We start from the raw sequence: 1,189 nt of genomic DNA on the forward strand, positions 1-1,189 counted from the left end.
TGCGGTACGACACGGCTGCCGGGCTGGCCGCCGGCCACAGGCCGTCGAACCAGGCGAGGTAGGCGTCGTGGTCGTAGCGCACCGGCACGGCCTCCACGTGGAGGCCGTCGCGTTCGGCGCCGAACAGCGCGTCCGGGTGCGGCGCAGCCGCCACGCGCACGGTCAGGCCGAAATGCTGCCCGGCGAAGTTCGGCAGGCCGGCTGCCCCGTTGTTCACCACGAGCCCGCGCGCGAGCGAGAGCGCCGCAGGCGCGCATGTGTGCGTAGTGGCTAACACGTCCACGTCGTTGGCAGCCATCCATCGGTCGAGCTCGTCCTGGCGCAGCACGTCCTGCAGCGACTCGCGCGAGCAGGCCCAGCCGCCTATCAGCTGCTCGTCGCCATGCGTGACGGCCACCTTCCTGCCCGCAACGCCCACCGTGCAGGTTGCGGGCCGGCCGGCCAGCGGCTCCTTGAGTTCGGGATGCGCATCCACGGCCTCGGACAGCTTCTTGTGGATGCGGTTCGAGCGGCTCACCGCATCGTCGCCCGTGCAGTCCGGGTAGGCGCATCCGCACCCCACGCCCACGTCCACCTGGCGGCGCAGCTCGGCCTCCACGTTGCCCACGAGCGGCGTGTAGCGCGCCGCCCGCCGTTCCAGCGCGGCGAAGTTCTCGGCCGTCTTGTCGAACCAGTGCAGGTCGCCGTTCAGCACGACGCGCACGTCGCCCTGCTCGGCCGCCACCAGGCGGTCCACCGCGTCGAGCGCGAACGGGTTGCCGTACAGACCTCCCACCACGTACAGCACGTCGCACGCAACCTCGGGGCCGCCAGCGAAGGCGTCGGGGGCCAAGCGGTAGTCGACCGGGCAGACCCGGCCTGCATCCTTGAACACCCGGCGCACCTGGCCGGACACGGAGCATGACGACATGGGAGCGCGTCCTTTCTCGCTGCGGTTCTCGTTACTATAGGATTATATCCAATAATCGCGGAATGCCAACGATAGGTTGGCGAAAACAGGGCGCTCGGCTAGGCGAGCTTCGAAGCGTCCACCGCCACCAGATGGCCGTGCTCGTCCTCGAACACGCACAGGGCCCCGTCGCGGCTCTCGTACAGGTTGCGGAACCGTGCGAACCGCGCGCGCTGCGGGCGCTCGGCGCACTCGCCGGCCTCATCGGGCGCATCCCCGCCGCAAGCCGCCGGCTCGCCC

The 1,189-nt window shown here is 70.5% G+C and carries 1 protein-coding gene and 1 pseudogene; both read right to left on the reverse strand.

Translation table 11 applies throughout. The features are described 5' to 3' along the window. Positions 1-910 (reverse strand): hypothetical protein (locus GPA_RS19585; protein WP_049784188.1); only part of this gene is annotated, 910 nt, incomplete at its 3' end. 98 nt (positions 911-1,008) lie between these two features. Beyond that, positions 1,009-1,189, reverse strand: a pseudogene (locus GPA_RS15025) (hypothetical protein); the annotation flags it as partial.

Origin of the sequence: Gordonibacter pamelaeae 7-10-1-b (genome assembly GCF_000210055.1) — a bacterium.
Taxonomy (GTDB): domain Bacteria; phylum Actinomycetota; class Coriobacteriia; order Coriobacteriales; family Eggerthellaceae; genus Gordonibacter; species Gordonibacter pamelaeae.